We start from the raw sequence: 26,731 nt of genomic DNA, 5'->3' as shown, positions 1-26,731 counted from the left end.
GGCGGGCGCCGGTCAGGCATAGGCGACCCAGCCGCGCCAGGTGAAGGCGGCGAAGAACGGGCTGACCCCGGAAAACCCGGCATCCCGCAACAGGGCTTCATCCTGCTCTGGCGACAGCAGCGGCAGGTGTTTTGCGACCGCGGCATGGGCGGCGCGGGCCTGATCGGGATCGACGCCCGAGGCGGCCGCGAAGGCGGCATAACGCGACAGCCATAGCGGCCGTTCATCCGGCCCCTGCGGAAAGCTGGAATGGACCGCCACGAAGGGCGCGCCCGGCTTCAGGCGCCGGTGGATCTGGGCGAGGGTGCGCCGGCGCTCGTCCGATGCCAGAAAGTGCAGGGTCAACAGGCAGGTGGCGGCATCGAACGGGCCGCCGGGCGCGTCGTCGATATAGCCGTGATGAAGCTCCACGCGGGGATTGAGCGCCCCCAGGGTCTGGCGGGCAAGCGCCAGCATCGGGGCCGCCGGATCGACGCCGTCGAAGCGCCAGCCCGGCTGGGCGTCGGCGAAGGCCTTCAATTCCAGGCCGCCGCCGGCACCCAGAACCAGCACCCGCGCGTCGGATGGCGCAACCTCGGCGAGCAGCACACAGGCCATGCGGTGCATGTCGGCAAAGCCGGGCAGGAAGCGGCGCGGCCCGTCGGTGTAATGTGCGATCGCGGCCGGATCGGAAAAGGATCGCAGGAAATCGATCTCGTCAGGGGGCATCGGCTGTCTCCGGTGGCTTGGGCGCAAGGCCGCGCCATATCATGTATCTATTCATGTTACATGATGCGGCGCATGTCAAGCCGGCAGGGCCGCGATGCCGTGTCGCGACCCTGCCTCCTGCCGTCTACCCCTTAACTGATCAGATCAGCGTTACTTTACCACTTGCGATATCATAGACAGCGCCGGCGGTGGCGACACGGCCCTCGGCGATGGCGCGCGAGAGCACCGGGCTGGTGCCGCGCAGATCGCGAAGCGTATGGTTGACATTGGCGATGGTGGCGTCTGCCAGCAGCGCGGCGGGCGACAGGGTGCCGGCGGACTGCGTCACCACCGGCTCGATGCCCGGGCGCATGGCATCGACCAGACCGGGCAGTTGCCCCGGCAGCACGGTCCCATTGCGGATGACGTCGATGGTGGCCGACACCGCCCCGCAGCCCGAATGGCCCAGCACCATCAGCAACGGCACGCCCAGCACCGCGACCGCATATTCAAGGCTGGCGATGCCGTCGTCATTGGCGAAATTGCCCGCCAGACGCACGGCAAAGATCTCACCCGATCCCTGATCGAAGGCAAGTTCCGGCGCAACGCGGCTGTCGGCGCAGGACAGCACCGCCGCGATCGGATATTGCGCCACGGCCTGTTCGGCGCGGCGGGGGATCGGGTCGCGCGCCTGCGGCCGGCCTTCGGCCCAGCGGAGATTGCCCGCCATCAGCCGTGCCAGCGCCGCCGCCCCGTCCGGCCGGTCGAGCGGCGCCGGGCCGCTATTGGCCGCCCAGGCCGGCCGGCCGGCGCCAAGACCGGCCAGGCCGGTCATCAGCCCGGCGCTGACCATCCCCGCGCCCATCAGGCGCAGCATGCTGCGCCGCCTGATGGATAGCGGGTCGTGTTCTGTGGATGGTTGTGTGTGCATGATGCCCGTCTCCCCGACCCCGACCTGTGATCACTGTCATGAAATAGGGTGACGTTGCCGGCCGGGTTGCGCATATATAAAGCGCCGTATGGTCACTGATGGTCAACCGGGCACGAGGCCGGCGCATGGTCGGCCGACCGGTGGTTGGTGTAACGCCTCTCTTTAAGGATAATCACGCGCATGGCGATCACGCTCGCTGACACCATCACCCGTAATGACGACCTGATGATCGCCGAGATCGATGGCGAAGTTGTGCTGATGCATATCGATCTGGGCAATTATTACGGCCTGGACGAGATCGGCTCGGACATCTGGACCCGGCTGGACGCGCCACAGGGCGTGGCCGCGCTGCGCGATGCGCTGATTGCCGATTATGAGGGCGACGCTGCACAGATCGAAGCCGATCTGATCGAGCTGCTGGATCGCATGGCCGAACACGATCTGGTGCGCGTGCAGGGCTGATCGCCCGCCATCCGGCGCCGCCCGCCGGCGCCGCTTTCAGCGTCAGGTTCCGGATCGATGACCGACGATATCACCGCCCCCGACCACCAGAACCTGCCGTTCCGGATGCCCGAGGCCCTGTCCGCCCAGGGGCTGGCGGTGCGGCCGCGCGGCGCCGACGATACTGATTTTCTGCGCGATCTGTATATCTCGTTCCGCTGGGCGGAACTGGCCAACGCAACCGATTGGCCCGAAGAAGCCCGGCGCGCCTTTCTCGCCGACCAGTTCCGGCTTCAGGACCATCATTACACCACCCATTACCTGACGACCGCGTTTCTGATCGTCACGCTGCATGGTGCCCCGGTCGGCCGGTTGTATATCGACCACGGCCCTGACGAAATCCGGCTGGTCGATATCGTTCTGAGCCCAGAGCATATCGGCCGGGGCTGGGGCACGGCGATGATCCGCGTGCTGATGGACGAGGCCGACCAAACCGGGCGCTGCGTCAGCCTGCATGTGGAGAGCAACAACCCGGCCCGCCGGCTGTATCGGCGGCTGGGCTTCACCGACCGCAAGCTGCACGGCCCCTATGTCTTCATGACCTGGGGCCACTATACCGGCGAAACCGACCTGTCAGACGGTCAACTGAACACGATCTGATAGCGTACGGTGCCATCGGCATTGCGGCCGATCGGCACCATGAACAAACGCATCGCGCCCAGCACCTCGTGAACCAGACCGACGATCTGGCCATCGATCGCCACGTCTGTGCGGCTGCCGTGCAGGAAAAGGCTGAAGCGTTCGCGCGTGGAGGGCTCGACCGGATCTTGCCGGACCACCTGCCGCAGGATCAGGCGTTCAAGCGGCAGATCGGGTGATGGACCCGGAACCTCGAAAGGACTGTCGATCGCGGCTTCGAAATCGGCGGCGGTCAACTGGTCGGGGCTGCGGAAGACGACGGTCATGGGGATCGGATCCGGCATGGAGCGTTGGTGATGGCCAGGGTGACGGCTGTTGGCGCAGGGTCGGCTATTCCGGCGGGTGATGCAATGGCCGGCATGTGGATCGCGGGGGCGCCTGATGACCTGACACTGGATGTGCCGCGCAGCCGGTTGACGGGGCTGGGAGGTTTCACCCTGTTTGGTTGAAAACGTCGAGGATTACAAGGAACCTGCTTTGCGGTCACCCGCGCAGTGTTGTAGCCTTGGCACAGGAATGCCAATTTGCGATTGGGTAAGGTGCACGATGATTGAGATGCAGGCTGCTAAGGGTGGTAATCGTTCTTACAAGGCTATGGGCCAGACAGCGCGGGAGTGGAAAAAACCGGCCCTGACAGTGGAACAGGCTTCCACAATGACCGAAACGGGGTTTGAAACTGACTCTGAGAGCCTAGGCATAGGATCCTGATGATCCGGAGAACACCATGCGGCGATCTGCATCGGTTTGCTTTAGGGGCGGATGCTGTCGATAGGTCGTCCTGACTGCTTGTCTGCCTTTGATTGAGGTGCATGGATTGCGATCTGTGGATGTCCGGAGTCGCGACAGAGCATGGCGCAAGCCATTTGCTTTGCGGCTTTGTGTATCCAAATAAAGACGTGTCTTTACAGGTACACGCCATTTTTAGTTTGTGAATTTTACGGCTCATGTTCATCATTGGATGGTGGCGATTGTATGTTATGCGCCCACATGTGCATCGATTGACAAAGATTGATGGAGCGCGGCGTGTGATGAATGTTCAGGTGACATGAGTCGCCACAAGTAACCAAGTAACGATGACAATAACGTCCACTCCGTGAGGATGAGCCGAAGATGGATCCGTTTATCGGAGAAATCCGCATTTTTCCATTTGGGTTCGCCCCGAATGGCTGGTTGCCGTGTGAGGGACAGCAACTTCAGGTTGCCCAATATCAGGCGCTCGCGGCCCTTCTGGGGGTCACCTATGGTGGCACACTGGGGCAAAACTTCAATCTACCAGACCTGCGGGGGCGCGTGCCCATTGGCGAGGGCACTCACAACGCCGTTTCCTATAATCTGGGCGCGGCTGGTGGTAGCCAGATGGTCACCCTGACCACCGCGACCATCCCACCGCACATCCATGGCGTGCGGGCGCTGAGTTCCGAGGCGACGCTGCCGTTGCCGACCAGCACGACCGGCATGACCAATGCGCTGGCGAATACCATCGTGACTGGGTCGACGGATGGTCCGGAGATTTATGTGACGGCACCGAGTGGCCCCGGCTCTCTGGTTGACTTGCGGCCAGAGGCCGTGACGGCGACGGGTGGCGGTGGCGCGCATGCCAATGAACAGCCGAGCCTGGCCGTCTATTACTGCATTGCGGTCACTGGCCTGTGGCCGCCGCGGTCGTGAGGCGGCGGATTCCTTCGGGCCGCGCCCCCGGAAGATGGGGCCGGCCGCGTGATCTTCATGGAGCAGGATAATCCACAATGGATGGCTTTCTTGGCGAAATCAGAATGTTTGCCGGCCCCTATGCCCCGGAGGACTGGGCGTTGTGCGGGGGGCAGGTGTTGACCGTTGCAGGCAACGAGGCATTATTTTCGTTGCTGGGGACAACCTATGGCGGTGACGGCGTGACCAACTTCGCGCTGCCTGATCTGCGTGGCCGGTTGGCGGTGCATGCGGGCCAGCAGCCGGGCATGCCGATCAACCACCCGCGCGGCCAGAAGTTCGGAACCGAGACGGTCACGCTGACCGAGGCGACCATGCCGGCCCACAGCCACGCGATGAGGGCGGTGTCCCAGTCGTCCACATCCGAGGCGCCAGAGGGGCTGATGCTGGGCATCAATGTTCCGACGCCATCGTATCCGACCTTTTCCGGCATCTTCAACACCACGGCCCCAGTGAGCACTCCGACGAGCAATACCGGCCCGATGGCTGAGGAGATGATCGGGTCCGAAGGCGCGAACCAGCAACATTACAATGTGATGCCGTCGCTGGTGATCAACTTCATCATTGCCCTCAAGGGCAGTTACCCCACCCGGCCTTAACAGGGAGGCGATCATGGCAGATCCGTTCTATGGCGAAATCCGCGCCTTCGCCTTCGCGTTCGCTCCGCAGGACTGGGCCTATTGCGCTGGCCAGCAGGTCTCGGTTCAGCAGAACCAGGCTTTGGCCGCCGTTATCAGCACCCTCTATGGCGGCAATCTGGGCCAGAATTATTACAATTTGCCCAATCTTCAAGGGCGGGCTCCGATGGCGAGCGGCAACGGCCCCGGGCTGACACCGCGCACCATTGCCGAGAACTTCGGCGCCGAAACCGTCACCCTCACCCTCTCGCAATTGCCGGTCCACACCCACACCGCGATCGCGCTGGCGCAGACCGTGGGCACGGGTGGCACGCTGACGCCGACGAGCAGCACCATGCTTGGCCGCACCATCAGCGCCGCCGCCTATGCGCCGGTGCCGGCAAGCGCGCCGCCGCTGGTGGAGTTGGACGACACGACCCTGGCCCCGTCGGGCGAGGGCCATGCACATGAGAATCGCCAGCCGTTCCTGACACTGAACATGTGCATCTGCATGAATGGCGTGTTCCCCGTCAGGCCCTCCTGACCGGCACCACCCGGCGGCGGCGCTGACGCGTTGTGTGACGGTCGGATTGGCCGGATGATGAAGGCCTCGCCCCGTGCTGTCGGGGCGGGGCTTTTTTGCGGGGCCCATCTCCGGGGCGCGCGGGTGCGCGCGGCCCTTGTGGCTGCTGTTCCGTCGGCTCAGGCCGCGCGCAGCAAGGCCAGAAGCGCATCGGCGGCCGGCGCCGAGGATGCCGGGTTCTGGCCGGTGACCAGTTTGGCATCGACCACCACATAAGGGTGCCAGTCGGCGGCGGCGCGCTCATAGCGTCCGCCGGTCGCCACCAGCATATCCTCGACCAGGAAGGGCACGACGCCGGTCAGCCCGACGGCCTCTTCCTCGCTGTTGCTGAAGCCGGTGACCTTGCGGCCCGAAAGCAGCGGTTCGCCGGTGCTGCTGCGGACATGGCGGAACACCGCCGGGGCGTGGCAGACGGCGGCGATCGGCTTGTCGGCGGCGGTGAAGCCCTCGATCAGCGCGATCGACTGCGGGTCGTCGGCAAGATCCCACAGTGGGCCATGGCCACCCGGATAGAACACGGCGTCGAAGTCACCCGCTTTGACCTCGGACAGCTTGCGCGTGGCCGAAAGCAGGGCACGGGCGGCCTCGTCGGCCTTGAAGCGGCGCGTGGCCTCGGTCTGCGCATCGGGATCGTCGCTTTTCGGGTCGAGCGGCGGCAACCCGCCCTTGGGTGAGGCCAGAACCACCTCGGCGCCAGCATCCCGGAAGGTGTAGAACGGTGCGGCAAATTCCTCCAGCCAGAACCCGGTCTTCTTCCCCGTGTCGCCGAGGGTGTCATGCGAGGTGAGAACCATCAGGATCTTCATCGGGGAACCTTTCTGTGGTGTCGGTGGCGGATACCCGCACCCTGCGGCACGGATACGGTCCCTGATGTATGGTGGCCGTCGGCCTGGACAACCATCGGTGCCGGCCGCGGCTGTGACCCTGGCGTGGCAATGGTCACGGCGCGCGCGGCCGGAACGGAGGGGCAGCGCGCATGCGGGCTTGCGGGCCGGGGCGGTGGACGGCATCGTTACGCCGATGCAACGGCCACGCCCGGTCAGCACCACGTCTTCAGACCAGCCATCCTTCAGGAGAGCCAACACCATGTCCGACGCCCCGCTCCGCCCACGCGGCGCCATGGTCTGGGATCTGCCGACCCGGCTGTTTCACTGGCTGCTGGCCCTGACCGTGATCGGCGCCTGGCTGACCGGAGAGGGGCCGCGCTGGCTGCATGTCTGGTTCGGCCTGTCGATCCTGGCGCTGGTGGTGTTCCGGCTGATCTGGGGGGTGATCGGTGGCCGCCATGCCCGGTTCCGGGATTTCGTGCGCGGACCGACTGCGGTGGCGCTGCATCTGCGCGAATTGCGCGACCATCCGACCGCCCCGCCCGAAGCCGGCCATAATGCGGCCGGCGGCTGGATGGTGCTGATCATGCTGGGCCTGCTGGGCGTTCAGGCCGTGCTGGGCCTGTTCACCGACGACGACATCCTGTTCGTGGGGCCGCTTGGCGAGATGCTGTCCTATGACACCCGGATCACGTTGACCGGCCTTCACCGGCTGATCGGGGCGGTCCTGCCCTGGGTGATCGGCCTGCATGTGCTGGCGGTGCTGCTGTACTGGGTGATCCGCCGCCAGAATCTGGTCTGGCCGATGATCACCGGCCGCAAACCCTGGGTCTCGCCGGTGGAGGTGGCACCACTGCCCCACCGGCAGGGATCGACCACTTTGGCCATTCTGGCGCTGGCCGTGGGCGTGGCCGTGGTGGCGGCGATCCTGGTGTTCGGCCCCGGCTGATCCCGGTTGAGAAGCCGGACCCGAAGACACGAAGCCGGCGGCATCGGGTGATGCCGCCGGCTTTGTCGTTCGCGGAACGGATCGGCCTTATTTGCCGCGATAATCCTGATGGCAGGCGCCGCAGCTTTTGCCCACCGCGCCGAAGGCCGCGCCGACCGCCGCCATATCACCGCTCCGGCCAGCCTCGGCCAGCGCCAGCGCCTTGGTTTCCAGATCGCTCGCATGAGCTTCAAAACCGGTGCGGTCGGACCAGACCGTGGCCAGCGCCTTGGTGTCGCCGCCGGTTTCGGAGCCTTGCGGGAACAGGCCCGGAATGCGGGCGGCATAGGCGGCGATCGCCTCGGCGGGTGCTACCACCGCATCGGCCGGACCGCCGCTTTCCACGGTCGATTTCACCGCGCCAAGCTGCTTGCGGATCGCCTGGAAGCCGTCCTGGCGTTGCTCGATGACATCGGTCTGGGCCCGGGCATCGGGACCATAGGCGGCGATGCCGGCGGCCAAGGTCAGGGCAAGGGCGCAGGCGGCGCCGATCCTGGTGGTCAGTTTCATCGATCTCGTCCTCGTCGAGCGGGCGGCGCATTGGCCGGATGGGATGGGGCTCTGGCGAGCCGGTGTTGCGGCCCGATCAGGATACGATGTCGCCGCCGCCGCCTGACGTGGGGAAGCGCACAAGCTGGCCTGTTCCATTGGATTGCGACATTCGGTCGCAGCCGATTGATGCCCCGGGCCGCCACGGTTTGGCCCAGATCAAGGAATCGTCACCTGCGCCGCATTACGCTTCAGTTGGGAACACCTGCGTGATGCAGAGGGAACCGGTCCGACGATCGACCGCCCCTTGTGTCGACGCTGCGCCTATCAAGAACAGACCGGCCGGCACCATCGGGTGCACCGGACCGGCAGATTGGGAAAGCTGGCAGACATGGCGATCACTCTTCCCCGCGTCAGGAATGCGACCATCGGTCTTAGACTGGCGGTCATTGTGGGCCTGTCGGTCTTGGGTCTGGGCACGCTGGCGATGATCACCGCCTTCGACCAGCGGGCCGAGATGCTGGCCGACAAACAGGCGGCGGTGCGGTCGCAGGTCGAGGCCGCGGCATCGATCGTCGAGGCTGAACTGCGGCGGAGCACACCGGGGACGGTGGATCAGGCCAAGGCGGCGGCCCTGCGGGCACTGGCGGCGATGCGGTTCAGCGACAGCGAATATGTCTGGGTCAACACCACAGACCACCAGATGGTGATGCACCCGATCACCCCGGCGCTGAACGGCCAGGACATGAGCGGTTTCAAGGATCCGACCGGCGCCCTGATCTTCCGCGACATGGTGCGGGCGGCATCCGGCCCCGACAAGGCCGGCTTCGTGTCGTATATGTGGCCCCGCCCCGGCAAGGAGGCGCCGGTCGAGAAGTTGTCCTTCGTGCGCCAGATTCCGGAATGGGGCTGGGTGATTGGGTCCGGCGTCTATGTCGACGACATGCGCGGCGAGATGACGGCGGCCATCCGCCAGAACGCGTTGTGGGCCGGGTTTCTGGCGCTGCTGGTCGCCGGTTCGGGCACGCTGAACGCGCGCAGCCTGTCATACGCCCTGCGTGGGCTGACCGGAGCGATGCGCCGGCTGGCCGATGGCGACACCGATGTCGAGATCCGGGGCACCGACCGCCGCAACGAACTTGGCGAGATGGCCCGCGCGCTGGAGGTGTTCCGCGACAACGCCCTTGAGCGTCGGCGGCTTCAGGCCGAACATGATGCCGATCAGGCGGCCCGCGATGCCCGCGCGGCCCGGGTGGAACGGCTGGTGCGCGGCTTCGATGCCGAGATCGGCGAACTGGTCGATCAGGTGGCCAATGCCGCCACGGAGCTTGAGGCGACCGCCGGCGAAATGACCCGGATCGCCGAACAGACCAATGCCCATGCCGGTTCGGCCTCGGCCGCGACCGAACAGACCTCGGCCAATGTCCAGACGGTTGCCGCCGCCACCGACGAGTTGACCAGTTCGATCCGCGAAATCGGCCGGCAGGTGACCGAAAGCGCCCGGATCACCGCGCTGGCGGTGCGCGAGGCGGAAGCCACTGCCGGCACGGTCCACGGGCTGGTCGATGCGGCCGAGCGGATCGGCCGGGTGGTCGACCTGATCAACGGCATCGCCGCCCAGACCAACATGCTGGCGCTGAACGCGACCATCGAGGCGGCGCGGGCGGGTGAGGCCGGCAAGGGTTTCGCGGTGGTCGCGGCCGAGGTGAAGAACCTCGCCCGCCAGACCGCGCAGGCCACCGACGAGATTGCCGCCCAGATCCGCAATGTGCAGTCGGAAACCGATGCGGCGGTCGAGGCGATCGGCGGCATCGGCCGCCGGGTGTCGGAGGTGGATGCCATCGCCACCACCATCGCGTCTGCGGTGGAGGAGCAGGCGGCGGCGGCGGCCGAAATCTCGCGCAGCATTTCCGAGGCCGCCAATGGCACCCGGGACGTGGCCGAAACCGTGGTCAAGGTCTCGGCCGAGGCCAGCCGCACCGGCGTTGCCGGCCGCCAGGTGCTCACCGCCGGTGGCAGCCTGGCCCAGCGCGCCGATGTGCTGAAGGGCGATGTCGCCCGCTTCATCGAAGAGGTGAAGGTCGCCTGACGCGGATCAATGATGCGAAAACGCCCCCGTCGCGGATCATGCGGCGGGGGCGTTCTCGTGCCGGACCGGAGGTGGATCGGAACCAGGCCGGACAGTCGATGGCGGATGGCGGTTCAGGCGGCGTAGCGGCTGATGCCCAGATCGCTGGTGTCGATATCGGGCGCGCGGCCTGAGAGCATATCGGCCAGCACCCGGCCGGACCCGCAGGCCATGGTCCAGCCCAGCGTGCCGTGGCCGGTGTTCAGATGCAGGTTGCGATAGCGGGTGGGGCCGATGATCGGGGTGCCGTCGGGCGTCATCGGGCGCAGGCCGCACCAGAAGCTGGCCGCCGCCACGTCGCCGCCATCCGGGAAGATATCGGTGACCGAATGCTCCAGCGTCTGGCGCCGGCCATCGCGCAGGGTGAGATCGAAGCCGGCAAGCTCGGCGGTGCCGCCGACCCGGATGCGGTCGCCCAGGCGGGTGATGGCGATCTTGTAGGTTTCGTCCATCACCGTCGACACCGGCGCCATCTGGCTGTTGGTGATCGGGATGGTCAGCGAATAGCCCTTCACCGGATAGACCGGCGCGGATATGCCCACCTGCTTCAGCAGCCGCGGCGAATAGCTGCCCAGCGCCACCACATAATGGTCGGCGGTCAGCACGCCCCGGCTGGTGGCGACGCCGGTGATCCGGTCGCCGCCGGCATCCAGTGTCTTGATGGTGGTGTCGTAGAGGAAGGTGACGCCCAGCTTCACGGCCTCGGCGGCCAGGTTCTGGGTGAAGATATGGCAGTCGCCGGTCTCGTCGCCGGGCAGGCGCAGGCCGCCCACGATCTTGTCGCGCACCCGCGCCAGGGCGGGTTCCACCGCGATGCAGCCGGCCGGGTCCAGCACCTCGTAAGGCACGCCGGTTTCCTGCAGCACCTTGATGTCGCCGGCGATACCGTCAAGCTGGTACTGCTTGCGGAACAGTTGGAGCGTGCCCAGGGCGCGCTCGTCATAGCTGATGCCGATTTCGGCGCGCAGATCCTTCAGGCAGTCGCGGCTGTATTCGGCGATGCGCACCATGCGCGCCTTGTTGACGGCATAACTGCGGCTGTTGCAGTTGGCCAGCATCCGGGCGATCCACAGCCACTGATTGGGGTCCAGCTTGGGGCGGATCTTCAGCGGCCCATGTTCCATGGTCAGCCATTTGACCGCCTTCATCGGCACGCCGGGGCCGGCCCAGGGCGAGGAATAGCCGGGCGACACCTCGCCGGCATTGCCGAAGCTGGTCTCCATCGCCGCCGCCGGCTGGCGGTCGACCACCGTCACCTCATGGCCGTTGCGCGCCAGATAATAGGCCGAGGTGACACCCAGAACGCCGCTTCCGAGAATGATGATCTTCACGTGATTGCCCAGTCTTGGTTCGTGGCGGCGCCGGCAACACCGGCAGCACCCTGGAAGAAGGAATGCGGGGATCGTGGGAGGGGGCGTGGACGGCGCGGACGTGAGGGGAAGACCGTCAGCCTGCCAGATAGCGGCGGTGATAGCGCCCGCCCAGGCTGGTCAGCACCTCATAGCCGATGGTGCCGGCCATCGCCGCCACCGCATCGGCCGGCTGATCGGGACCGATCAGGTCGACCAGACTGCCGGGGCGGATGCGGTCGGGCGCGATGGCGGTGACATCCACCGTGATGCTGTCCATCGACACCCGGCCGGCGATCGGCAGGCGGATGCCATCCATCCACACCGCGCCATGGTCGCTGAGGCTGCGCAGCCAGCCATCGGCATAGCCGACCGCCACGGTGGCGATCCGTGTCGGCCGCTCGGCGCGGAAGCGCCAGCCATAGCCGACATGGGCACCGGGGGCGATGTCGCGAAGCTGCACCACCTTGGCCTGAAGCCGCACCACCGGTCGCATCGGATTGTCCAGATGCGGCTGGGGGTTCAGGCCATAAAGCGCCGCACCGGGGCGGGCGATGTCGAAATGATAGTCGGGGCCCAGGAAGATGCCCGACGAATTGGCGAAGGAGGCCGGCGCATCGGGCAACCAGGCGCGGCGGGCGCGGAAATTCGCGAGCTGTTCCGCGTTGGCCGGATGATCGGGTTCATCGGCGCAGGCCAGATGGCTCATCACCGCCTCGATGACGATGCCGTCCAGCCGGTCGGGGGCGGCGGCCAGACGGGCGAGGTCGGCTTCGGGCAGGCCCATGCGCGACATGCCGGTGTCGATCTGGATGAAGGCCGGCAGGCGGCGGCCCAGCCTGTGGGCATGAGCCGACCAGCCGGCCACCTGTTCCAGACAGTTCAGCACCGGCACCAGCCCCGCCGCGGCACAATCGGCCTCGGCGCCGGGCATCAGCCCGTTCAGCACCATGATCGCGCTGTCATCGGGCAGGGTATCGCGCAGCGCCAGGCCCTCGTCGAGATGGGCGACAAAGAAATGCCGGCACCCGGCGTCGTAGAACACCGGCGCGGTTTCCGCGGCCCCCAGACCATAGGCATCGGCCTTGACCACGGCGGCGCAGGCCCGGCCGTTCAGCATCGCCCGGAGGGTCTGGTAATTGTGGCGCAGCGCCGCAAGATCGACGGTCAGCAGGCCGCCCGCGCGAGCGGCGGCAGTGGCGTCGCCGGCCGCACAGGGGGTGTGCAGGCGGGCATCCCGGTCGGGCAGGGCGGCTTGAACACGCACATTCATCGGTTCAGGACTTTCGGTCGGCGGGTGGCACGGCCGGGGGCGGCGCTCGATACAGCGTATGGACAATGATCGCCGATTGTCTTGCCGATCTGCCGCAGGATCATCGGATTTAAAGTCCTGAACACAATTTTCTGCGAAGAAAACGGCAGAAAATTTCATGTCCGATTTATCCGGCAGATCCGGCGAATATGATGGCCGCCAGCGGATGGCCGAAGGGCGCCGGGCAGACGATCGTGGGGCCCCTTATCAACGGGGCCGCGACCGGGATCGGGCGGGGCCGGCAACAGGATCATCCAATGCGGACTCTCGACGGAAAAGTGGCGATCATCACCGGCGCCAGTGCCGGAATCGGATATGAGGCGGCGCGGCTGTTCGCGGCCGAAGGTGCACGGCTGGTGGTGGTGGCGCGTCGCCGGCTGGAACTCGACCGGCTGGTCGACGAGATCGGTGCTGCCGGCGGCGACGCGGTCGCCATCGCCGGCGATGTGCGCGATCCGGCGCTGGCCGTGGCTGCGGTGGCGATGGCGACCAGCCGCTTCGGCGGGCTGGACATCGCCTTCAACAATGCCGGTGCCACCGGCCCGAACCTGCCGGTGCCGGCGCTTGGTGACGATGACTGGCACATGGTCATCGACACCAATCTGACCGCGGCCTTCCTTGGCGCGCGCGCCCAGATTCCGGCCATGCTCGCCCGTGGCGGCGGCTCGCTGATCATGACGTCCAGCTTCGTGGGCCACACGGTGGGCTTTCCCGGCATGGGCGCTTATGCGGCGGCAAAGGCCGGCATGATCGGCCTGGTGAAGGTGATTGCCGCCGAGTTCGGCGCCAAGGGCATCCGGGCCAATGCACTGCTGCCCGGCGGCACCGACACCGAGATGGGGCGTGCCGCCACGGCGACGGCCGAGGCGCGCGGGTTCGTCGAGGGGCTGCATGCGCTGAAACGTCTGGCGGCGCCGGTCGAGATCGCCCGCGCAGCACTTTATCTCGCCAGCGATGCCTCAAGCTTCACCACGGGCACGGCGATGCTGGTGGAGGGCGGCGTCTCGATCAATCGCGGCTGATCTGGCAATCGCGGCTGATCTGGCAACCGCGGCTGATATGGCCGGTCGGGCCGCACCGATTGTCTTGGCCATTCCCTGGCAGGATCAGCGAGGATAGAACCCTCTGCACGATCTTCTGCGAAGGGCTTCGCATATCATGGCAATGCGGCTGGACCAGATCGACGAACGCATGGTGCGGTTGCTGCGCAAGGACGGGCGGATGAGCAATGCGCGGCTGGCCGAGGCGGTGGGCCTGTCGCAATCGGCCTGTCTGAGACGGCTGCGGCTGCTGGAGACATCGGGCGTGATCCGCGGCTATACCGCGCTGATCGACGTGCCGGCCGACGAGGAACCGACGGTGGTGATCGTGCAGATCACCCTGGAGCGCCAGACCGAAGAGGTGCTGAACCGGTTCGAGATGGCGGTGCGCCGCTGCCCGGAGGTGCGCGAATGCTATCTGATGACCGGGCTGTCGGATTATCTGCTGCGGGTGGAGACCGACGATGCCGCGGCCTATGAGCGTATCCACAAGGAGGTGCTGTCGCGCATGCCCGGCGTTGCCCGCATCCAGTCGAGCTTTGCCATCCGCACGGTGATCCGCAGCCGGCCGCCGGTCTGATATCGGGCCGATCCGATATCGAACCGGGCGGCAGGGTCGGCGTCGGACCCTGATCACGACCAGGATCAGAATGGCGACGGCCGCCGGCGGAAGCGCCGTCACGATGACCTCCTGCGCCCGATAGCCCATGGCGAGCAACATGCCGCCGGCGGCGGGGCCCACGATCGCGCCGATCCGCCCGACGGCCGAAGACCAGCCGACGCCGGTGATGCGCGGATCACCGCCATATTGCGAGACCGCCATATTGCGAGACCGCCAGCGCCGCCTGTCCGACGCAGCCGGTGATCAGCCCGGCGCCCAGGCCGCCGATCAGCAGGAAGGTCAGGCCGCTCTGGATGGTCATCTGATTGAGGATCAGGACCAGAACCACGGCGAGGGCCGTCGAGACCATCAGCAGGCGGTTGATCCCGACGCGGCCGACAAGGGTCATGATCACGACATTGCCGATCAGGCCGCCCATCCCGAAGGCGGCGGCGCCAAGAGGTGCCATCCGCGGCGGAAAGCCGAGGTCGACGAGCAGGGTCGGAATCCAGAAGACCAGGGTATAGGCGACCAGGAAGATTAAGGAACGCAAAGCTCCAGAGCAGCATGGTGCGCATGGCGAGCGGGCCGTGAAACAGCGCGCCGACCGACCCTGCCTGGCGCTGCGCCGGTTCCGGCACCGCACGCGGCAGGATGTTCAGAAACAACGGCAGAACCAGAAGCGGCGCGATGCCGCCGACCATGCGGAAGATGTGACCCAGATGCGCGATCTCGGCCGTGGCGGCACCCGCCATAATCGGTGCCCTTTTCATCACGTCCCAGATACCGAACAGGAACGGCAGATCCAGGCAATGGCAGGCGCCGATATCGGGCCGGGGGGATTGCCAGTCGAAGCTGTAGAGATAGGCGCGTCCGCCATGATCGCTATGGGCGCGGGCGGCAGCGCGGGCGGGCGTGGTGAACAGAAGATCGCCTTCCAGATCGCCGAGCAGGGCGAGGGGGCTTGCCGGCGCCCGATGCGCGGCGGCGGCCTTCAGAGCATCTGCCGCACCGGCACCGAAGCGGCGGGCGAACGCAGCCTCGACCACCTGCGGTGCGGCGCCGGCCAGGGCCGGGTGTCGACATAGAACGCGGCCATCTCCTCGCGGGTGGTGCCAAGCATCAGATCCTGCGCGCCGGCGCCACCCGCCCGCATGATCGCCACCGGATCGCCGATGACGAGGTCGTCGTCGATCACCGGTCCAAAGGGCGGCGCGATATTGCCCGGGGTCATGGCGGCCGCACGCACCAGATCGAGCTGTGCGGCAAGAATGCGCGCGACCGGCAGATCGCAAACCGCCGCGCGATCACCCGGCGCCACGCCCAGAGCGGCCACGAAGCGGCCGGCCACGGCCGCCATGTCGGCCGTTCTGGGCATGGTCAGCCCCAGCGGTGCGCTCATCATCACGGCGCGCGCGAACAGCGGCCGGACGTCCGGCATGGTCAGCATCAGCGCGATGGTATAGGCCCCGGCCGACTGGCCGATCAGGGTGATGGCATCGGCATCACCGCCCAGGCAGCGCCTCGGCGTGCCGTTGTTTCATCGCGATGCGCGCCGCTTCGTGCTGACCAGCTTCGGCCGGGACTGCTATGCCCAATGCGCGCGGGCTGTGCATGAAACGAACAAGCTGTTCGAGATGGCGGAGCGCGCGGGGGCGGCCCCCAGCGGCACGCTGCATGTGATCTGCCCGCCGCTTCTGGGCACGCTGATGATCGAGCGTCTGGTCGCGGAATTCGCCGTCAAGGCGCCGCGCGTCCGCCTGCATCTGGAGGAAACCGCCGCGATCGTCGATCCGCGTCAGGTCTCGGCCGATCTGGTGATCTATGGCGCTTTCAGTCCGCTGCCGGATCTGGATGTGGTGGCGCGGCGGATACTGGTCAGCCCGTATACGCTGGCGGCGCATCCCGACGTGATGGCGGCCGCGGGGCCGGTCACCGATCCTGGCGATCTGGCCCGGCTCGATTGCCTGGGCTTCGGCCCCGTGGCGCGCAAATGGCGCTGGACCCTTCAGCGGGGCGCTGAAACCCGGGTCGTCGACTTCGAACCCCGCTTCAGCACGACCCATCTCTCGGCGCTGATCGAGGCGGTGCGCCAGGGCATCGGCGTCGCCCCGGTGCCGACCGGCCCCTGCGTCGAGGATTTCCGCAGCGGCCGGCTGGTCAGGTTGCTGCCGGACTGGCAACCGCCATCGGCATCGATCTATGCGATCTTTCCCGACCGGCGTTCGTTGAGCACGGCGGCCGCGCATTTTCTGGACATGATCATCACCCGGGTGCCGGAGATACTGGCCGGTCACCCGGTCGATTGATGCCGGCTCAGCCGGCCGCCAGAAGCTCTTCGATCTGCCCCAGGCGTTCCTTGCCGAAGAACATCTCGTCGCCGACGAAGAAGGTGGGGATGCCGAAGACGCCGCGCGCGACCGCGGCCTCGGTGTTGGCGGCCAGTTCCGCCTTCACGGCCGGGGTCTGGGTGGCGGCGAGCAGGGCGTCACCGTCGAGGCCGGCGGCATCGAGGGCGGCCACGAACACGGCCGGATCGTCCATCTTCAGCCCGTCTTCCCACATCGCCTTCAGCACCGTCTCCAGATAGGCATCGCCGACGCCGGCATGTTGCGCCGCGATCATGCCGCGCATGGCGATCAGGGTGATGACCGGGAAATGCGGGTTGAAACGATAGGCATGCAGGCCGTGTTTCTGAACGAAGCGGTCGGTTTCAAGCGCCTCGTATTCCAGCTTGCCTTTCACGCCACCAAACGCGGTGATCGGCGCCTGATTGCCGGTGGCCTTGAAAATGCCGCCCAGCAGGCAGGGAATCAGGTTGATGGTGGCGCCGGTGCGGTCCGCGATACCGGGCAGAACCTTCCAGGCCAGATAGGCGTTGGGGCTGCCGAAATCGAAGATGAAATCAATGGTCCGGGTCATGATCGATGTCTCCTCACCAGGTTTCGGACCAGGGGCGCAGATCCAGTTCATGGGTCCAGGCCGACCGCGGCTGATGATGCAGCCACACATAATTGCGGGCGATGTCTTCAGGCTTCAGGATCTGGTCGCGGGCCAGAAGATCCTCGACATCAGGCCGCATCTCACGCGTGAAGACACCGTCGATCGAGCCGTCGACCACCACATGGCCGACGTGAACCCCAAGCGGCCCCAGCTCGCGGGCCATGCTCTGCGCCACGGCGCGCAGGCCATGCTTGGCGGCGGCGAAGGCGGCGAAGCCGTCGCGACCACGGACACTGGCGGTGGCGCCGGTGAACAGGATGGTGCCACGGCCGCGCGGCACCATCACCCGTGCCGCTTCCCGCCCGGCCAGGAAGCCCGCGAAGCAGGCCATTTCCCAGACCTTGGTGAAGACCCGGGCCGTGGTTTCGCGGATGCCGAAATTCACATTGGCGCCGATGTTGAACACCACCACCTCCAGCGGCCCGACTTCGGCCTCGATCCGGTCGACCAGCGCCACCATCTCGTCTTCCGACCGGGCGTCGACACCGAAGGCGTGGGCACGGCCGCCGGTGGCGCGGATCTCGTCGGCCAGCGTTTCCACCTGATCCAGATTGCGCGCCCGCCGCGTGACGCAGACGTCATAACCATCGGCGGCGAAAGCGCGGGCGATGGCGCTGCCGACGCCTGCGCCTGCGCCGATGACCAGGCAGGCGCCCTTCGTTGTCGGCGGTGAGGTATCGGGTGGTGTGATGGTTGGGGCGGTCATGGGCGCGTCCTCCTGTGCGGGGCCGGATAGGGCCTTCTTGTGTTCGTCCAGTTTCTGTACGAACTTCGCCTTGAATCCGGGCGCCGTCAATGAAAGACTGCCGGTCATGAAATGGGATGACCTCAAGGACCAGCCCTGTTCCGTGGCGCGCACCGTGGCGGTGATCGGCGACCGCTGGACATTGATGCTGCTCAGGGACTGCTTTCTTGGCGTGCGCCGGTTCGAGGCGTTCCAGGAGCGGCTTGGAATCTCGCGCACCATCATCACCGACCGGCTGAAAACCCTGGTCGATGAAGGGGTTCTGCGGCGCGTGGCCTATCAGGACCGGCCGCCGCGTCATGAATACCGGCTGACCCGGAAGGGTCTGGATCTGTATCCGGTGATCATGGGCATCGTGCACTGGGGCAATGTGCATTACGCGGGTGATGCCGGCCCGCCGATGCTCCACCGCCACCGGACATGCGGACACGACATCGAGCCGGTGCTTGCCTGCAAGGCCTGCGGCGAGGCGCTGGATGCGCGCGCGGTCGAGGTGCGCCCCGGCCCGGGTCTTGAAGACCCGGGCCGGGGAACGGCCGGGGCGCTGCCGGCTCAATCCGGCAGCGGAATCCAGATCTCGAAGCCGCCATCACCGGTGCGGCCGTCGAAGCTCTCGGGATAGCGCTCGAAATCCGGGGCGGCGGCGGGGGTGATGCCGCGCTCGGGCAGGGCCTTGTTCCAGATGGTGTGCACGACATTGCGGATCTGCGAGATGTGCCCCGGCCAGGCGAACACCAGATAGCGGCGCGCGGGCAGGCAGATCGTCTGAAGACCCGCCGGCAGGTCGTGGGCGCTCTCGACCGGCATCCCGGCCAGATAGTCGAACCGGCCCTGGCCGTCGCCATTGTAACAGATGCCGTAGCTGATCCCGCCGATCTGGCCAGGCAGGCAGCCATAGTCCTGCATGAGGCGCTGCCAGAGCGCCGGGATCGTGGCGACATTGCCGGCGTCGTAACTGTCGGACAGGCCGGCGATGACCAGCGGGCCGGCGGTTTCGATCCGCGGGGCGGCGAGGTCTTCAAGGATGACGGGCTGCATCGGATAGGGCTCCTGAAGCGAGATGGCCGAGGGTCGGAGGCGGGCATCGGCGCGGAACCGCTCGGGCGGGATGCCGAAATGGTTGCGGAAGGCGTGGGTGAAGGCGGCATGTGAGCCATAGCCGCAATCGATGGCGACGGTGAGGATATCGGGCGCGCCGTCGGCCAGCATCCGTGCCGCGGCGTGCAGCCGGACATGTCGCAGCCGGCGCATGACCGTACCGCCGGTGGCGGCGGCGAAACACCGGCAGAGATGAAACCGCGAGACGCCGGCAACCGCCGCGATCTGGTCCAGATCGATCGGCTCGGCGAAATGGCCGTCGATGAACCAGAGTGCTTTGTCCACCGGTGTCATCGGCGGCGGTCTCCCCGTCGTGCCGGCCCATCAGCCCATCGTTCATTGCGGCCCGCCGATCGCGGCGGCCCGCCGGCTGCGATGATGGCCGGATCACCCGCGATGGTGTTTGATCGCGCTTGCCGCAGCCGCTCGGATCCGGGCGTTCCGGGCCGGCGCCATCATTTTGCGAGACGGTGCAGGGTGTCGCGGTAGCGGTGCATGATGTCTTCTGTCGTGGCGATTTTTTTCTCGAACGCAGGATCATAGGGCACAAGATGATAGCCGCCGTCTGGCGCTTCAGTCAGATAGAGAGGTGCGCCCTCCTGCGTGTTCAGGCGCGCGATAACCTCTTCGGGCAGCACGACCCCAAGAGCGTTGCCAAACTTGCAAACCTTCAATTCGATCATGAGGGTCTCCTGTATGTCATGACAGATGTCATAACGTCTTCAGCTTCAGGCAAGCTTTCGCAGGATGCCCATCGGGGAGACGGCGGATGACGACCACCGGCGATCCCTTCGATCTGGCCCGCTTCAAGGCCGCGCAGGCCGGGGTCTTCGACGAGGCGCTGGCGGAATTGCGCTGCGGGCGCAAACGCCGGCACTGGATGTGGTTCATCTTCCCGCAGTTGCGGGTGCTGGGCCGGTCGCCGACCGCGCGGCAATACGGGTTGAGCGGGCTGGGCGAGGCGCGCGCCTATCTGGCCGATCCGGTGCTGGGTGCGCGGCTGGTGGCGGCAACCCAGGCGGTGCTGGCGGCGGATGCGCCCTCGCTGCATGCCATCTTCGGCAGTCCCGATGATCTGAAGTTCCGCTCCTGCATGACGCTGTTCGCCCATGCGGGCGCGCTTATCCATGGCGACCGGCTGGTGTTCCGGCAGGCGCTGGATCGCTGGTGCGGTGGCGTGATGGACCCGTTGACCCTGGACGCGATCGGCGAGGGATGATCCTCTCCGACCGCTATCCGGGTGAGCGGGGCCGCTGGTCAGGCGGTGCGGATGCCGGCCAGGAAGCGGTCGACCTGGGTGGTCAGCGCCTCTGCCTGACGCGACAGGCCTTCCGACGCCTTAAGCAGCTCGGTCGAGGCACTGCCGGTCTTTGCAGCCGCCTGACTGACACCGCCGATTTCCGACGACACCGCGCCGGTGCCGGCGGATGCCTGACTGATGTTGCGGGTGATTTCCGACAGGGCGGCGTTCTGTTCCTCGACCGCGGCGGCGATGGCGGCGGCGATGTCGTTGACCTCGCGGATCGAGCGGGCGATCGCCTCAATGGCGTCGACCGCCTCGCGGGTCGTGGTCTGGATGTCGCCGATCTGGCCGGCGATCTCGCCGGTGGCATGGGCGGTCTGGTCGGCGAGCGACTTCACCTCGCCGGCCACCACCGCAAAGCCGCGCCCGGCATCGCCGGCACGCGCGGCCTCGATGGTGGCGTTCAGCGCCAGAAGATTGGTCTGGGCGGCGATGGTGGAAATCAGTTTCACGACATCACCGATGCGGTCGGCCTTCTGCAGCAACCCGTCGACGATGACATTGGTGCCGTCGGCCTGATCGGCGGCCCGGCGCGCCTTGGTGGCGCTTTCGTCGATCCGCTGGCCGATCTCGGCGCTGGAGGCCGCGAGCTGGTTGGTCGCGGCGGCGACGGTCTCGACATTGCCGGTCGCCTGATCGGCGGCCTGGACCACCACGCCCGCCCGGCGTTCGGTATCGATCGCCGTGGTGCTGAGCGTCTGGGCCGAGGCACGCACCTCGGTGGCCGATCTGGCAAGGCCGTTGATGACGCCGCGAACCTGGTCCTCGAATGTCTGGGCCAGCGCCGCCATCTCGCGGCGCTTCGCGGCCTGGGCCTCGCGCTCCGCCGCCGCCTGTGCCGTCCGGAAGCCTGCGGCATCCACCGCATTGGCCTTGAACACCTCGACCGCGCCGGTGATGTCGCCGATCTCGTCGCGGCTGGCGACGGCCGGCACGGTGACCGTCAGGTCGCCCCGGCTCAACGCCAGAACCGCACGGGTCAGGCGCCGGAGCGGCCGCAGTGCGGCAATGCACCACGCCCCGAAGATCAGCCCCAGAAGCACGGCCAGGGCGCCCGCGGTCAGCATCAGCGACTGAAAGCCCCGCGCGGCATCGCCGGCGCGCTGGCCCTCGACCTGGTTCTTGGTTTCCTGAAGATCGATGAACTGATTGATGCGGGCCAGCCACTCGACGAAGCCGGGTCGGGCCTGTTCGATCAGCAACTGGCGGGCCGTGTCGACATCGCCGCCGCGTCGCGTGGTGATGATCCTGGTCACCACCGGCATGACCCGGGCCTCGACCGCCTTGATCGCCGCCAGCATCTGCCGGTCTTCGGGCGTGACGCCGGTGCTGGTGGCGATCATCTGGTCCAGCTTGCGCGCCGCATCGGCATAAAAGGTTTCGAGCCGCCGGATGTCCTGTTCAACGGCGCGCAGCGCCGTATCATCAGTCAGCAGCACCAGATCGCGGACGGCAATCGCCCGGTCATGGACGCTGCCACGAAAATTGATGGCGTGGCGTTGCTTGACGCTGTTCTGGGTGTTGATCCGGTCCAGCGTCTCGTCGATCGCATTGACCTGGACGATACTGAAGGCGGTCAGTGCCATCAGCAGAACAAGAACCGCAGAAAAGCCCAGGATCAATCGGACGCGCAGGCTGGTGGCGGCAAAAATATTCATCGGTGCCTTCTTCGGGTCATGCGGAGCGCGATGGGGAATACCAAGATCCGGAGCAAATCGCTGTTGGCCATGGATTGTCAATCGCAACCTTGATGCGACATGAAATAGCGGCGGATTGCCCAGGGATGGAATAGAGCAGGGTTAAGAAATCAATAATAAGCCCGATTGTAACTTGAGGGGAGGCATATTCCGCACGGCGGACGTGAGTTCCGCAAGTTTGACCACCGCACCATCCGCCCTCTATCGTCTTCGGCGATGAAGCCGATGGCAGGCTGCACCCCCCTCCGCCCGCGGGCGACGCGGCCGGTCATCGGCGTCATCGACCACAGGACCGCTCCCGGCCTGGACCGGGCCGGATTCACCCCCCGCTTGAGGACACGCCCGCATGGTTGCCCAAACCCCCGGCCTCGACCCCGAGACCCTGGACCAGTTGATCGGCACGGTGCGCCGCTTCGTGCGCGAGCGGCTGGTGCCGCTGGAACAGCAGGTCGCCGATGACGACGAGATCCCGCAGTCGGTTGTGGTCGAGATGCGGGAGCTGGGCCTGTTCGGGCTGTCGATTCCTGAAGAGTTCGGCGGGCTGGGCCTCGCCATGTCGGAAGAGGTGCGGGTGGCCTTCGAACTGGGCTGGACCTCACCGGCCTTCCGGTCGCTGATCGGCACCAATAACGGCATCGGCGCCCAGGGGATCGTGATGGACGGCACGCCCGAACAGAAGGCGCAGTGGTTGCCGAAGCTGGCGGCGGGCGAGGTGATCGGCTCGTTCTGCCTGACCGAGCCCGAGGCCGGATCGGATGCGGGCAGCCTGCGCGCCTCGGCGCGCCGCGACGGCGACAGCTATGTGCTGAACGGCACCAAGCGCTTCATCACCAATGCGCCGGAAGCCGGCATCTTCACGGTCATGGCGCGCACCAATCCTGAGATCCGTGGCGCCGGCGGGATTTCGGCCTTCATCGTCGAGCGGGGCACGCCGGGGCTGACGGTGGCGAAGACCGATCGCAAGATGGGCCAGCGCGGCGCCCATACCGCCGATGTCATCCTTGAAGACTGCCGCGTGCCGGCGGATGCGATCATCGGCGGGGTTGAAGGCGTGGGCTTCAAGACCGCGATGAAGGTGCTGGACCGCGGCCGGCTGCACATATCGGCCGTGTGCGTGGGGGTGGCCGAACGGCTGATCCATGATGCGCTGGCCTATGCCATCGACCGCCGCCAGTTCGGCCAGCCGATCGCGGAATTCCAGTTGATCCAGGCGATGCTCGCCGACAGCCGCACCGAGGCCTATGCCGCGCGCTGCATGGTGGAGGACGCCGCCCGCAGGCGCGATGCCGGCGAGGATGTGAACATGCTGGCATCCTGCGCCAAGCTGTTCGCATCGGAAATGGTCGGCCGGGTGGCGGACCGGGCGGTGCAGATCCTGGGCGGCGCCGGCTATATCGCCGATTACGGGGTCGAGCGGTTTTATCGCGATGTCCGGCTGTTCCGGCTGTATGAGGGCACCAGCCAGATCCAGCAGATCGTGATCGCCCGCAACATGATCCGGGAGGCGAAGGCGTGATGTCGACCACCATCACGACGGCCCCCCAGCCACCGGCCTTCCAGGATCATGTCGGCGACATCAGCCGCTATCGGCGCCTGCATGAGGTGATGGCGGCGGCGGCGGCGGCCCATCCCCATAAGCCCGCGATCATTCACGACGGCGGGCGTATCAGCTTCAGCGCCATGATGACGGGCAGCGCCGAGCTGGCGAAGCACTTCGATGCCTGGGGCATCCGCCCCGGCGACCGGCTGCTGATCGTGTGCGAGAACGCCCCGGCGCTGATCGGGGCGTTGCTGGCCGCCAGCCGGCGCGATGTCTGGGCGATCCCGCTGAACGCGAGGCTGACCGCGGCGGAAGTGGACCGGATTGCCGACCATGCCGGCGCCCGCCGCATCCTGTACACCACGGCGGTCTCGGCCGAGGCGCGGGCCCATGCCGATCGTGCCGGCGCCGCGCCAGTGGATCTGGGCGTGTTCGGCATGGCGATGCTGTCGCCGCTGGCAGAGACTGTGGTGCCCGAGCCGGTGGAGGACGACCCGGCGGCGCAGGTGGCGGCGCTGGTCTATACCACCGGCACCACCGGCGCGCCCAAGGGTGTCATGATCACCCATGCCAATCTGCTGCGGGTGGCCGAAACCTCGGGCCGGGGCCGGCACATCACCGCCGATGACGTGGTCTACGCGGTGCTGCCGATGTCGCATATCTTCGGCCTGTCATCGGTGATGACCGGCTCGCTGATGCGGGCAGCCACTCTGCGTCTGGCGCCGCGCTTCGACCCGGATGCCGTGTTCGCGGCCCTGGCCGATGAAGGCGTCACCATGTTTCAGGGCGTGCCCGCCATGTATCAGCGGATGCTGGCGGTGCTGAAATCGCGCGGCATCGATCGCATTGCCCGGCCACGGCTGCGCTATTGCTCGGCCGGCGGATCGCCGCTGGACCCTGCCGTGAAGGCCGCCGCCGAACGCCTGATGGGCACCGCCCTGCATAACGGCTATGGCCTGACCGAGACCACATCGGCCGTATCGCAGACCACACCGCATGAGCCGGCCACCGACGACACGGTCGGCCGGGCCCTGCCGGGCATGGCGGTGAAGGTGGTCGACGATCAGGACCGCGACCTGCCCGACGGCGCGGTCGGCCGGCTGTGGGTGCGCAGTGTCGGTGTGATGAAGGGCTATTACCGCGCCCCTGACCTGACCGCCGAGGTGATGCGGCCGGGCGGCTGGTTCGATACCGGCGATCTGGCACGCATCGAGCGGGGGTTGATCTATATCGCCGGCCGGTCGAAGGAGCTGATCATCCGCTCCGGCTTCAACGTCTATCCGCCCGAGGTGGAAGCGGTGCTGAACGCCCATCCGGATGTGGCGCAATCGGCCGTGGTCGGGCGCAGCGTGCCCGGCAATGAAGAGGTGGTGGCCTTCGTGCAGCCGGTGCCCGGCCGCCGGTTGACGGCGCAGGATCTGACGGCCTGGGTGGCGGACCGGCTGGCGCCCTATAAGCGCCCGGCCGAGTTCGTGATCCTGGACATGCTGCCGGCCACGGCCACAGGCAAGGTGCTGAAGGCGCAGTTGAAGATGCAGGCTGTCCGGCATTGATGGTGGGGTTGATGGTGACCATCAACCCCGCACCATCAACCCTGCACCATCAACCCCGCCGCCGGCGTGCCTCGATGGCGCGGCGGTGTTCCAGCCACAGACAGGCGGCGACGATCAGGGCCGCGCCGGCCAGCGAGGTCGCCTGTGGCGTCACCCGCCAGACCAGCCAGTCATAGGCCAGCGCCCAGGCGAAGGCGGTGTATTCCAGCGGGGCCACGCGGTGGACCTCCACCCGCGACAGAGCCCAGGAAATCAGCCCGATTCCGGCAACGCTGAGCCCTGAGACCAGCAGATAGCCACCAGTCTGCAGCGCTGAGAGCGGCGACCAGTCGATCAGGGCGAAGGGCAGGGCCACCAGCCCCGCCACCAGATTGGCGCTGAGCGACAGCGCCCCAAGCCCTTCCGAGGGCGCCAGGGTGCGGGTGGTGACCACCATGCCGGCATAGCCGATCGTGCCGATTGCGGCGGACAGATAGCCCAGCGCCGGGCCGTCAAGCCCCTGGACCATCAACCCCGGCGCCGCCACCACCAGCACCCCGGCGAAGCCCGCCGCCAGGGCGATGCCGGTGCCGCGCCCCGGCCGTTCACCCATCAGCCCCCAGGCCAGCAGCACCGCCGCGATCGGCGCCGTGAACAGGATCGCATAGGCTTCGGCCAGCGGCAGCAGGGTGAAGGCGTGGAAGAAGCCGAAGCCGGCGATGGCCAGCAAGACCCCGCGCAACAGATGGATCGCGGGCCGGCGCACCCGCCACACGGCGGCTTGCGGCCTGATCAGCCACCAGACGGCGATCCAGGGCAGGGACGCCAGCGACTTCATCAGCACCATCTGGCCGACACCATGGCTGCCACCCAGCAGCTTCATCACCACGTCCATCGACGACAGCATCGCCACCGCCAGCAGCATCGCCGCGACGGCGCGCTGATCGCGCACGGTTCCGGTGGGGCCGTCGGCAGCGGCGGTCATGACTGCCCTGCCGGAGAGAGCGGCAGGTCATACCGGTATTCCACCGACCGGCTGATATCGTCGAGCGCGCGGGTGCCGGGCGCCCGGAGGAAGCCCAGCGCCTCATAGAAGGCATGGGCCTGGGTGAAGCGGGTATCCGTCCACAGCATCAGACGTCTGGCGCCGGCTGCGCCGGCTGCCCCGGTGATCCGGTCGATCAGCGGCGGGGCATCGGTATCGGTCAACGGCCGGATGAGGCACGCACGGCCATGGCGGGGCGGCGCGGGCTGGTCGGGCCGAGGGGCGGTATAGGGAAGGGGGGCGGTATCGGGCATCGGGGGCGGGGTCCGGGCAAGTCTGGCGGGGGCATGCCGTCAGCCTCGCCGATCCACCGCCGCCGGTCCATCCAGGATTTCTGGGGGTGAGACGCAGCCGTATTCGGGGGGAGCG

Annotated in this window: 30 protein-coding genes and 1 pseudogene; 14 read left to right on the top strand and 17 right to left on the bottom strand. The window is 67.1% G+C overall.

The window, feature by feature from the left end; genetic code table 11:
* Positions 1-12 precede the first annotated feature (12 nt).
* On the bottom strand, positions 13-708 hold the full coding sequence (locus tag WG924_RS15515; RefSeq protein ID WP_345933978.1) for a class I SAM-dependent methyltransferase: 696 nt from the start codon (positions 706-708) through the stop codon (positions 13-15).
* A gap of 139 nt (positions 709-847) precedes the next feature.
* Entirely contained in the window at positions 848-1,618 is a 771-nt protein-coding gene (locus tag WG924_RS15510) for a carbonic anhydrase (protein WP_345933977.1), read from the bottom strand.
* 180 nt (positions 1,619-1,798) lie between these two features.
* On the opposite strand from WG924_RS15510, the gene WG924_RS15505 reads away from it, so the two are divergent.
* Positions 1,799-2,080 carry a PqqD family protein gene (locus WG924_RS15505; protein WP_345933974.1) on the top strand — a complete coding sequence of 94 codons (282 nt, stop codon included), beginning with the start codon at positions 1,799-1,801 and terminating at the stop codon, positions 2,078-2,080.
* Between the two features lie 57 nt (positions 2,081-2,137).
* On the top strand, positions 2,138-2,719 hold the full coding sequence (locus WG924_RS15500) for a GNAT family N-acetyltransferase (protein ID WP_345933973.1): 582 nt from the start codon (positions 2,138-2,140) through the stop codon (positions 2,717-2,719).
* On the opposite strand, the gene WG924_RS15495 is transcribed toward WG924_RS15500, so the two are convergent.
* Complete coding sequence (locus WG924_RS15495; RefSeq protein ID WP_345933971.1) at positions 2,701-3,024, bottom strand: DUF6916 family protein; 324 nt, start codon at positions 3,022-3,024, stop codon at positions 2,701-2,703. The two genes, WG924_RS15500 and WG924_RS15495, sit on opposite strands and share 19 nt — an antisense overlap.
* 844 nt (positions 3,025-3,868) lie before the next feature.
* On the opposite strand from WG924_RS15495, the gene WG924_RS15490 reads away from it, so the two are divergent.
* The 3 genes from WG924_RS15490 (at position 3,869) to WG924_RS15480 (ending at position 5,626) form a co-directional block, all read left to right on the top strand.
* Positions 3,869-4,426: a phage tail protein gene (locus WG924_RS15490; RefSeq protein WP_345933968.1), complete on the top strand. Its 558-nt coding sequence runs from the start codon at positions 3,869-3,871 to the stop codon at positions 4,424-4,426.
* A 77-nt stretch (positions 4,427-4,503) separates the two neighbouring features.
* Positions 4,504-5,064 carry a phage tail protein gene (locus WG924_RS15485; protein WP_345933967.1) on the top strand — a complete coding sequence of 187 codons (561 nt, stop codon included), beginning with the start codon at positions 4,504-4,506 and terminating at the stop codon, positions 5,062-5,064.
* A 13-nt stretch (positions 5,065-5,077) separates the two neighbouring features.
* On the top strand, positions 5,078-5,626 hold the full coding sequence (locus WG924_RS15480; RefSeq protein WP_345933966.1) for a phage tail protein: 549 nt from the start codon (positions 5,078-5,080) through the stop codon (positions 5,624-5,626).
* Between the two features lie 158 nt (positions 5,627-5,784).
* Here WG924_RS15480 and WG924_RS15475 read toward each other — a convergent pair whose 3' ends face one another.
* Positions 5,785-6,471: a type 1 glutamine amidotransferase domain-containing protein gene (locus WG924_RS15475; protein ID WP_345933964.1), complete on the bottom strand. Its 687-nt coding sequence runs from the start codon at positions 6,469-6,471 to the stop codon at positions 5,785-5,787.
* 280 nt (positions 6,472-6,751) lie between these two features.
* Here WG924_RS15475 and WG924_RS15470 point away from each other — a divergent pair, with 280 nt between their 5' ends.
* A complete protein-coding gene (locus WG924_RS15470) occupies positions 6,752-7,441 on the top strand; it encodes a cytochrome b/b6 domain-containing protein (protein ID WP_345933962.1) in 690 nt (229 codons plus the stop codon).
* An 87-nt stretch (positions 7,442-7,528) separates the two neighbouring features.
* On the opposite strand, the gene WG924_RS15465 is transcribed toward WG924_RS15470, so the two are convergent.
* Complete coding sequence (locus WG924_RS15465) at positions 7,529-7,990, bottom strand: c-type cytochrome (protein ID WP_345933961.1); 462 nt, start codon at positions 7,988-7,990, stop codon at positions 7,529-7,531.
* Between the two features lie 370 nt (positions 7,991-8,360).
* Between WG924_RS15465 and WG924_RS15460 the strand changes: the two genes are divergently transcribed.
* Complete coding sequence (locus WG924_RS15460) at positions 8,361-10,058, top strand: methyl-accepting chemotaxis protein (RefSeq protein WP_345933959.1); 1,698 nt, start codon at positions 8,361-8,363, stop codon at positions 10,056-10,058.
* A gap of 113 nt (positions 10,059-10,171) precedes the next feature.
* Here the strand turns inward: WG924_RS15460 and WG924_RS15455 are convergent, their stop codons facing one another.
* Both WG924_RS15455 and alr read right to left on the bottom strand, forming a co-directional pair.
* Positions 10,172-11,428, bottom strand: a complete 1,257-nt coding sequence (locus WG924_RS15455; protein WP_345933956.1) for a D-amino acid dehydrogenase — start codon at positions 11,426-11,428, stop codon at positions 10,172-10,174.
* Positions 11,429-11,543: 115 nt separating this feature from the next.
* Complete coding sequence (gene alr / locus WG924_RS15450; RefSeq protein ID WP_345933955.1) at positions 11,544-12,719, bottom strand: alanine racemase; 1,176 nt, start codon at positions 12,717-12,719, stop codon at positions 11,544-11,546.
* Positions 12,720-13,015: 296 nt separating this feature from the next.
* Between alr and WG924_RS15445 the strand changes: the two genes are divergently transcribed.
* On the top strand, positions 13,016-13,780 hold the full coding sequence (locus tag WG924_RS15445; protein ID WP_345933954.1) for an SDR family oxidoreductase: 765 nt from the start codon (positions 13,016-13,018) through the stop codon (positions 13,778-13,780).
* Between the two features lie 142 nt (positions 13,781-13,922).
* A complete protein-coding gene (locus WG924_RS15440; protein WP_345934139.1) occupies positions 13,923-14,378 on the top strand; it encodes an Lrp/AsnC family transcriptional regulator in 456 nt (151 codons plus the stop codon).
* 217 nt (positions 14,379-14,595) lie between these two features.
* Here the strand turns inward: WG924_RS15440 and WG924_RS15435 are convergent, their stop codons facing one another.
* From WG924_RS15435 to WG924_RS15425, 3 genes and pseudogenes are all read right to left on the bottom strand, one after another.
* Positions 14,596-14,952, bottom strand: coding sequence for a hypothetical protein (locus tag WG924_RS15435; RefSeq protein WP_345933953.1), 357 nt, complete (start codon positions 14,950-14,952; stop codon positions 14,596-14,598).
* Positions 14,953-15,241: 289 nt separating this feature from the next.
* A pseudogene (locus WG924_RS28250) lies at positions 15,242-15,448 on the bottom strand (hypothetical protein); the annotation flags it as partial.
* Entirely contained in the window at positions 15,394-15,858 is a 465-nt protein-coding gene (locus WG924_RS15425) for an alpha/beta hydrolase family protein (protein ID WP_345934137.1), read from the bottom strand. The gene WG924_RS15425 and the pseudogene WG924_RS28250, both read right to left, overlap by 55 nt.
* Positions 15,859-15,892: 34 nt before the next feature.
* Between WG924_RS15425 and WG924_RS15420 the strand changes: the two genes are divergently transcribed.
* A complete protein-coding gene (locus WG924_RS15420; RefSeq protein ID WP_345933949.1) occupies positions 15,893-16,708 on the top strand; it encodes a LysR family transcriptional regulator in 816 nt (271 codons plus the stop codon).
* 7 nt (positions 16,709-16,715) lie between these two features.
* On the opposite strand, the gene WG924_RS15415 is transcribed toward WG924_RS15420, so the two are convergent.
* Together WG924_RS15415 and WG924_RS15410 are read right to left on the bottom strand one after the other, a co-directional pair.
* Positions 16,716-17,321 carry a 2-hydroxychromene-2-carboxylate isomerase gene (locus tag WG924_RS15415; protein ID WP_345933946.1) on the bottom strand — a complete coding sequence of 202 codons (606 nt, stop codon included), beginning with the start codon at positions 17,319-17,321 and terminating at the stop codon, positions 16,716-16,718.
* A 13-nt stretch (positions 17,322-17,334) separates the two neighbouring features.
* A complete protein-coding gene (locus tag WG924_RS15410; RefSeq protein ID WP_345933944.1) occupies positions 17,335-18,108 on the bottom strand; it encodes an SDR family NAD(P)-dependent oxidoreductase in 774 nt (257 codons plus the stop codon).
* Between the two features lie 106 nt (positions 18,109-18,214).
* Here WG924_RS15410 and WG924_RS15405 point away from each other — a divergent pair, with 106 nt between their 5' ends.
* A complete protein-coding gene (locus tag WG924_RS15405) occupies positions 18,215-18,769 on the top strand; it encodes a winged helix-turn-helix transcriptional regulator (RefSeq protein WP_345933941.1) in 555 nt (184 codons plus the stop codon).
* Here WG924_RS15405 and WG924_RS15400 read toward each other — a convergent pair.
* A complete protein-coding gene (locus WG924_RS15400; RefSeq protein ID WP_345933938.1) occupies positions 18,700-19,539 on the bottom strand; it encodes an AraC family transcriptional regulator in 840 nt (279 codons plus the stop codon). The genes WG924_RS15405 and WG924_RS15400 overlap by 70 nt on opposite strands.
* Positions 19,540-19,700: 161 nt before the next feature.
* Complete coding sequence (locus WG924_RS15395) at positions 19,701-19,928, bottom strand: AbrB/MazE/SpoVT family DNA-binding domain-containing protein (RefSeq protein WP_345933937.1); 228 nt, start codon at positions 19,926-19,928, stop codon at positions 19,701-19,703.
* 86 nt (positions 19,929-20,014) lie between these two features.
* Here WG924_RS15395 and WG924_RS15390 point away from each other — a divergent pair, with 86 nt between their 5' ends.
* Positions 20,015-20,464, top strand: coding sequence for a DUF1810 domain-containing protein (locus WG924_RS15390; RefSeq protein ID WP_345933936.1), 450 nt, complete (start codon positions 20,015-20,017; stop codon positions 20,462-20,464).
* A 38-nt stretch (positions 20,465-20,502) separates the two neighbouring features.
* Here the strand turns inward: WG924_RS15390 and WG924_RS15385 are convergent, their stop codons facing one another.
* A complete protein-coding gene (locus WG924_RS15385) occupies positions 20,503-22,206 on the bottom strand; it encodes a methyl-accepting chemotaxis protein (protein ID WP_345933935.1) in 1,704 nt (567 codons plus the stop codon).
* 385 nt (positions 22,207-22,591) lie between these two features.
* Here WG924_RS15385 and WG924_RS15380 point away from each other — a divergent pair, with 385 nt between their 5' ends.
* Complete coding sequence (locus WG924_RS15380) at positions 22,592-23,761, top strand: acyl-CoA dehydrogenase family protein (protein ID WP_345933934.1); 1,170 nt, start codon at positions 22,592-22,594, stop codon at positions 23,759-23,761.
* A complete protein-coding gene (locus WG924_RS15375) occupies positions 23,761-25,338 on the top strand; it encodes a class I adenylate-forming enzyme family protein (RefSeq protein WP_345933932.1) in 1,578 nt (525 codons plus the stop codon). The genes WG924_RS15380 and WG924_RS15375 overlap by 1 nt, the downstream gene beginning before the upstream one ends.
* Positions 25,339-25,387: 49 nt before the next feature.
* Here WG924_RS15375 and WG924_RS15370 read toward each other — a convergent pair whose 3' ends face one another.
* Both WG924_RS15370 and WG924_RS15365 read right to left on the bottom strand, forming a co-directional pair.
* Positions 25,388-26,302, bottom strand: a complete 915-nt coding sequence (locus tag WG924_RS15370; RefSeq protein ID WP_345933931.1) for a DMT family transporter — start codon at positions 26,300-26,302, stop codon at positions 25,388-25,390.
* Positions 26,299-26,616 carry a hypothetical protein gene (locus tag WG924_RS15365; protein WP_345933930.1) on the bottom strand — a complete coding sequence of 106 codons (318 nt, stop codon included), beginning with the start codon at positions 26,614-26,616 and terminating at the stop codon, positions 26,299-26,301. Before WG924_RS15365 ends, WG924_RS15370 begins: the two co-directional genes overlap by 4 nt.
* Between the last annotated feature and the right edge of the window lie 115 nt (positions 26,617-26,731).

The organism is Tistrella arctica (assembly GCF_039630945.1).
GTDB lineage: Bacteria > Pseudomonadota > Alphaproteobacteria > Tistrellales > Tistrellaceae > Tistrella > Tistrella bauzanensis.
Note: the sequence above shows the minus strand (reverse complement) of the source record. Positions and strands in the feature narration are given on the sequence as shown.

Bases quoted from the DNA above. Each gene is read 5' to 3' on its own strand.
- WG924_RS15515 (WP_345933978.1), bottom strand. From the start codon at position 708: ATGCCCCCTGACGAGATCGATTTCCTGCGATCCTTTTCCGATCCGGCC.
- WG924_RS15510 (WP_345933977.1), bottom strand. From the start codon at position 1,618: ATGCACACACAACCATCCACAGAACACGACCCGCTATCCATCAGGCGG.
- WG924_RS15505 (WP_345933974.1), top strand. From the start codon at position 1,799: ATGGCGATCACGCTCGCTGACACCATCACCCGTAATGACGACCTGATG.
- WG924_RS15500 (WP_345933973.1), top strand. From the start codon at position 2,138: ATGACCGACGATATCACCGCCCCCGACCACCAGAACCTGCCGTTCCGG.
- WG924_RS15495 (WP_345933971.1), bottom strand. From the start codon at position 3,024: ATGACCGTCGTCTTCCGCAGCCCCGACCAGTTGACCGCCGCCGATTTC.
- WG924_RS15490 (WP_345933968.1), top strand. From the start codon at position 3,869: ATGGATCCGTTTATCGGAGAAATCCGCATTTTTCCATTTGGGTTCGCC.
- WG924_RS15485 (WP_345933967.1), top strand. From the start codon at position 4,504: ATGGATGGCTTTCTTGGCGAAATCAGAATGTTTGCCGGCCCCTATGCC.
- WG924_RS15480 (WP_345933966.1), top strand. From the start codon at position 5,078: ATGGCAGATCCGTTCTATGGCGAAATCCGCGCCTTCGCCTTCGCGTTC.
- WG924_RS15475 (WP_345933964.1), bottom strand. From the start codon at position 6,471: ATGAAGATCCTGATGGTTCTCACCTCGCATGACACCCTCGGCGACACG.
- WG924_RS15470 (WP_345933962.1), top strand. From the start codon at position 6,752: ATGTCCGACGCCCCGCTCCGCCCACGCGGCGCCATGGTCTGGGATCTG.
- WG924_RS15465 (WP_345933961.1), bottom strand. From the start codon at position 7,990: ATGAAACTGACCACCAGGATCGGCGCCGCCTGCGCCCTTGCCCTGACC.
- WG924_RS15460 (WP_345933959.1), top strand. From the start codon at position 8,361: ATGGCGATCACTCTTCCCCGCGTCAGGAATGCGACCATCGGTCTTAGA.
- alr (WP_345933955.1), bottom strand. From the start codon at position 12,719: ATGAATGTGCGTGTTCAAGCCGCCCTGCCCGACCGGGATGCCCGCCTG.
- WG924_RS15445 (WP_345933954.1), top strand. From the start codon at position 13,016: ATGCGGACTCTCGACGGAAAAGTGGCGATCATCACCGGCGCCAGTGCC.
- WG924_RS15440 (WP_345934139.1), top strand. From the start codon at position 13,923: ATGCGGCTGGACCAGATCGACGAACGCATGGTGCGGTTGCTGCGCAAG.
- WG924_RS15420 (WP_345933949.1), top strand. From the start codon at position 15,893: ATGGCATCGGCATCACCGCCCAGGCAGCGCCTCGGCGTGCCGTTGTTT.
- WG924_RS15415 (WP_345933946.1), bottom strand. From the start codon at position 17,321: ATGACCCGGACCATTGATTTCATCTTCGATTTCGGCAGCCCCAACGCC.
- WG924_RS15410 (WP_345933944.1), bottom strand. From the start codon at position 18,108: ATGACCGCCCCAACCATCACACCACCCGATACCTCACCGCCGACAACG.
- WG924_RS15405 (WP_345933941.1), top strand. From the start codon at position 18,215: ATGAAATGGGATGACCTCAAGGACCAGCCCTGTTCCGTGGCGCGCACC.
- WG924_RS15400 (WP_345933938.1), bottom strand. From the start codon at position 19,539: ATGACACCGGTGGACAAAGCACTCTGGTTCATCGACGGCCATTTCGCC.
- WG924_RS15395 (WP_345933937.1), bottom strand. From the start codon at position 19,928: ATGATCGAATTGAAGGTTTGCAAGTTTGGCAACGCTCTTGGGGTCGTG.
- WG924_RS15390 (WP_345933936.1), top strand. From the start codon at position 20,015: ATGACGACCACCGGCGATCCCTTCGATCTGGCCCGCTTCAAGGCCGCG.
- WG924_RS15385 (WP_345933935.1), bottom strand. From the start codon at position 22,206: ATGAATATTTTTGCCGCCACCAGCCTGCGCGTCCGATTGATCCTGGGC.
- WG924_RS15380 (WP_345933934.1), top strand. From the start codon at position 22,592: ATGGTTGCCCAAACCCCCGGCCTCGACCCCGAGACCCTGGACCAGTTG.
- WG924_RS15375 (WP_345933932.1), top strand. From the start codon at position 23,761: ATGTCGACCACCATCACGACGGCCCCCCAGCCACCGGCCTTCCAGGAT.
- WG924_RS15370 (WP_345933931.1), bottom strand. From the start codon at position 26,302: ATGACCGCCGCTGCCGACGGCCCCACCGGAACCGTGCGCGATCAGCGC.
- WG924_RS15365 (WP_345933930.1), bottom strand. From the start codon at position 26,616: ATGCCCGATACCGCCCCCCTTCCCTATACCGCCCCTCGGCCCGACCAG.